This is a genomic window from Streptomyces swartbergensis (assembly GCF_002148965.1).
Lineage (GTDB): Bacteria > Actinomycetota > Actinomycetes > Streptomycetales > Streptomycetaceae > Streptomyces > Streptomyces swartbergensis.
The window spans coordinates 1-3,755 of sequence record NZ_NGFN01000526.1 but is presented as its reverse complement, the minus strand read 5'-3'; the positions used below and the strand labels follow the sequence as shown (position 1 = coordinate 3,755).

At 69.2% G+C, this 3,755-nt stretch carries 4 protein-coding genes; 3 read left to right on the top strand and 1 reads right to left on the bottom strand.

Annotated features, from left to right (window positions below):
* From CA983_RS41440 to CA983_RS41430, 3 genes are all read left to right on the top strand, one after another.
* On the top strand, positions 1-551 hold a 551-nt coding region (locus CA983_RS41440; protein WP_279628506.1), incomplete at its 5' end, for a ComF family protein.
* Between the two features lie 311 nt (positions 552-862).
* Entirely contained in the window at positions 863-1,561 is a 699-nt protein-coding gene (gene hpf, locus CA983_RS41435) for a ribosome hibernation-promoting factor, HPF/YfiA family (RefSeq protein ID WP_086605820.1), read from the top strand.
* A 205-nt stretch (positions 1,562-1,766) separates the two neighbouring features.
* Positions 1,767-2,513 (top strand): response regulator, encoded by a 747-nt coding sequence (locus tag CA983_RS41430; protein WP_086605819.1) that lies wholly within the window; start codon positions 1,767-1,769, stop codon positions 2,511-2,513.
* A 19-nt stretch (positions 2,514-2,532) separates the two neighbouring features.
* Here the strand turns inward: CA983_RS41430 and CA983_RS41425 are convergent, their stop codons facing one another.
* Entirely contained in the window at positions 2,533-3,705 is a 1,173-nt protein-coding gene (locus tag CA983_RS41425; protein ID WP_086605818.1) for a winged helix-turn-helix domain-containing protein, read from the bottom strand.
* Between the last annotated feature and the right edge of the window lie 50 nt (positions 3,706-3,755).

Sequence of the window (3,755 nt, the reverse complement as noted above, 5' to 3'; positions counted from 1 at the left end):
GGGCTCCTGTGCTGCTCGTGCCCGTGCCGTCGGGGCAGCGGGCCGTGCGGGCCCGGGGGCATGATCCCGCGCGGCGGATCGCGCTCGCGGCGGCCGGGGAGCTGCGGCGGAGCGGCGTGCCTGCCCGCGTGCTCGGCGTGCTGCGGCAGCGGCGGGCCGTGGCCGACCAGTCGGAGCTCAACTCCCGGCAGCGACTGGACAATCTCGCGGGCGCGCTGGCGGTGGTGCCCGGAGGTGCCCGGCTGCTCTCCGGCGGGCCGGTCGTCCTCGTCGACGACGTGATGACCACCGGGGCGTCCTTGGCGGAAGCCGCGCGGGCGGTGCGGGCGGCGGGGCCGGTTTCGAACGCTGCCGGGGCCGCGGCCGTGTACGGGGGAGAGACGTGGGAAAGCAGAGAGGAACAGAACGTCGGATCAAGGCGAGAGAGGACGGGCCGGCGGCCCGGCCGGCAGGGAATGACGGGCGCGGGCGGCGCCGACGGAGTCGTGGACGTGGTGTGTGCGGCAGTGGTCGCGGCATCACCGGACTCTTTCCAAATAAACCGGAACTGACTGAGATCTTGCGTCGTTGCAGGTAACGAGAGGGCTTATTCACCTGAACGGAGGTACGCCGCAGTAGAGGGTGACGACATCCGTCCGGGCGAGATATGTTCGGTTGAGAGGGAAAGCCGCAGGCCACACCTCTCAAATCCGAATGCCGTGCCGCGGGTTTTTCTTCATCACTCGCGACGGTGGAGTGGAGATCCCGCCCACGGGGGAGGAGGTGGAAGTCACCGAGTCCGAGGTTCCGGGGCACACCGGAACCTGGTGCAAAAGGGAGACGCTCCGCACCGAAGCGGAGCGATCCGGGAACGGAGTTCTGCGTGGACATCGTCGTCAAGGGCCGCAAGACCGAGGTGCCCGAGCGGTTCCGGAAGCACGTGGCCGAGAAGCTGAAGCTGGAGAAGATCCAGAAGCTCGATGGCAAGGTGATCAGCCTCGACGTCGAGGTGTCCAAGGAGCCCAACCCCAGGCAGGCCGACCGTTGTGACCGAGTGGAGATCACGCTCCGCTCCCGCGGTCCGGTGATCCGGGCGGAGGCAGCGGCGAGCGATCCGTACGCGGCGCTCGACCTGGCGGCGGAAAAGCTGGAAGCCCGGCTGCGCAGGCAGCACGACAAGCGGTTCTCACGCCGTGGCGCGCGCCGGATCTCGGCCGCAGAGGTCGCCGACCACGTCCCGGGCGTGGCGACGCTCAACGGAAACGGCCTGGTGCCGACTTCGGAGGAGGAGCCGGAGGAGGCCGTCCCCACGAAGAAGATCGGCTCACTCGAAGTGCAGGGTGACGGCCCCATCGTCGTCCGCGAGAAGACCCACGTCGCAGCCCCCATGACCCTCGACCAGGCGCTCTACGAGATGGAACTGGTCGGGCACGACTTCTACCTGTTCGTCGACTCCGAGACCAAGGAACCGAGTGTCGTCTACCGACGGCACGCCTACGACTACGGCGTGATCCACCTCAGGACGGACACGATGGTCACACAGGCGCACTCACCCGACGCGGGCGGTGCGCTCGGCGGCTGACCATGCCGGGTGACAGCGGAGCAGGTGCCCCTGGAGCGCGTATGCGCCCCCAGGGGCACCCCCGTGCGACCCTTGGCGCCCCGCTCCGTCACCCCGGTGTCGTCCGGGCATGAAATCATGGTTGGCCACGGCCCAACCGGTGGGTCGTTGCTCTGGGTTGGCGATGGCTCAGGACCACAGGCCACAGCCTTCAGGGGGAGGAACGATGGCGGACAGCTTCGGACCGATGCGTGACGAGGATGCCGACGACGGCGTCGTCGGCATGGGCCCGGACACGGACTCTCCACGCAAGGAACCGATCAGAGTCCTTGTGGTCGACGACCACGCCCTGTTCCGCCGCGGGCTGGAGATCGTGCTGGCGGCCGAGGAGGACATCCAGGTCGTCGGGGAGGCGGGCGACGGTGCCGAGGCCGTCGAGAAGGCCGCCGACCTGCTGCCCGACATCGTCCTGATGGATGTGCGGATGCCCAAGCGGGGCGGGATCGAGGCCTGCACCTCCATCAAGGAGGTCGCCCCCAGCGCCAAGATCATCATGCTGACGATCAGCGACGAGGAAGCCGATCTCTACGACGCCATCAAGGCGGGCGCGACCGGCTATCTCCTCAAGGAGATCTCGACGGACGAGGTGGCCACCGCCATTCGCGCGGTGGCCGACGGGCAGTCGCAGATCAGCCCGTCCATGGCGTCGAAACTGCTCACCGAGTTCAAGTCGATGATCCAGCGCACGGACGAGCGCCGGCTGGTGCCCGCGCCGCGGCTGACGGACCGCGAACTGGAAGTCCTCAAACTCGTCGCGACGGGGATGAACAATCGCGATATCGCCAAGGAGTTGTTCATCTCCGAGAACACCGTGAAGAACCACGTGCGCAACATCCTGGAGAAGCTTCAGCTGCACTCCAGGATGGAAGCGGTGGTGTATGCGATGCGGGAGAAGATCCTCGAGATCCGGTAGGGCTCAGATCCGGTAGGGATCACACGAGGATGCGGGCGAGTTCCTTCACGAGGGGCTCGCGCAGGTCCGGCGCGTCGACCAACTCCACGCGTACGTCCGTGCAGTCCACCCAGGTCGCCGCCTCGGCCAGGGCCTGGGCGACGGCCGGGACCGCCTTGGCGCCGTCGAGCGTGACCTGCTTGGCCACCAGCGTGCGGCCCTCGCGGGCCGGGTCCACGCGGCCGACGAGCCGGCCGCCGGCCAGGACCGGCATCGCGAAGTAGCCGTACACCCGCTTCTGCTTGGGGACGTAGGCCTCCAGGCGGTGGGTGAAGCCGAAGATCCGCTCCGTGCGCGCCCGCTCCCAGATCAGGGAGTCGAAGGGCGAGAGCAGCGTGGTGCGGTGGCGGCCGCGCGGGGGTGTCTCCAGGGCCGCCGGATCGGCCCAGGCGGGCTTGCCCCAGCCCTCGACCGTGACCGGGACGAGGCCGGAGTCGGCGATCACCGCGTCGACCTGCTCGCCCTTGAGGCGGTGGTAGTCGGCGATGTCCGCGCGCGTGCCGACGCCGAGGGCCTGGCCCGCCAGGCGGACCAGGCGGCGCAGGCACTCGGTGTCGTCCAGTTCGTCGTGCAGCAGGTCCTCGGGTATCGCGCGCTCGGCGAGGTCGTACACGCGCTTCCAGCCGCGGCGCTCCACGCAGACCACCTCGCCGTACATCAGGGCGCGCTCGACGGCGACCTTCGAGCCGGACCAGTCCCACCAGTCGTTCGTCTTCTTCGCGCCGCCCAACTCCGTGGCCGTGAGGGGGCCCTCGTCGCGGAGCTGCTTGATGACCTCGTCGTAGGCGCCGTCCGGCAGCTCGTGGTTCCAGTGCGGGCGGCTGCGGTAGGCACGGCGGCGGAAGGCGAAGTGGGGCCACTCCTCGATGGGGAGGATGCAGGCCGCGTGGGACCAGTACTCGAAGGCGTGGGTTCCCTTCCAGTAGGCGTCTTCCACTGTCTTCCGGCCTACCGCGCCCAGGCGGGCGTACGGGACGAGTTCGTGGGAGCGGGCCAGGACCGAGATGGTGTCGAGCTGTATCGCGCCCAGGTGGCGGAGGATGCCGCGGACGCCGGAGCGGCGGTCGGGGGCGCCGAGGAAGCCTTGGGCCCGGAGCGCGATTCTGCGGGCCTCGTCTGCGGAGAGTTCTGTTGCGGGGCGCGGGGTGGTCATGGTTTTGCACGATAGGGGGTGGGACTGACAGCGCGGCGTGAGCTGCGGGC

What these genes read in the sequence shown, in the direction of transcription:
- CA983_RS41425 (WP_086605818.1), bottom strand. Translation starts at nt 3,705, where the DNA reads ATGACCACCCCGCGCCCCGCAACAGAACTCTCCGCAGACGAGGCCCGC.
- CA983_RS41430 (WP_086605819.1), top strand. Translation starts at nt 1,767, where the DNA reads ATGGCGGACAGCTTCGGACCGATGCGTGACGAGGATGCCGACGACGGC.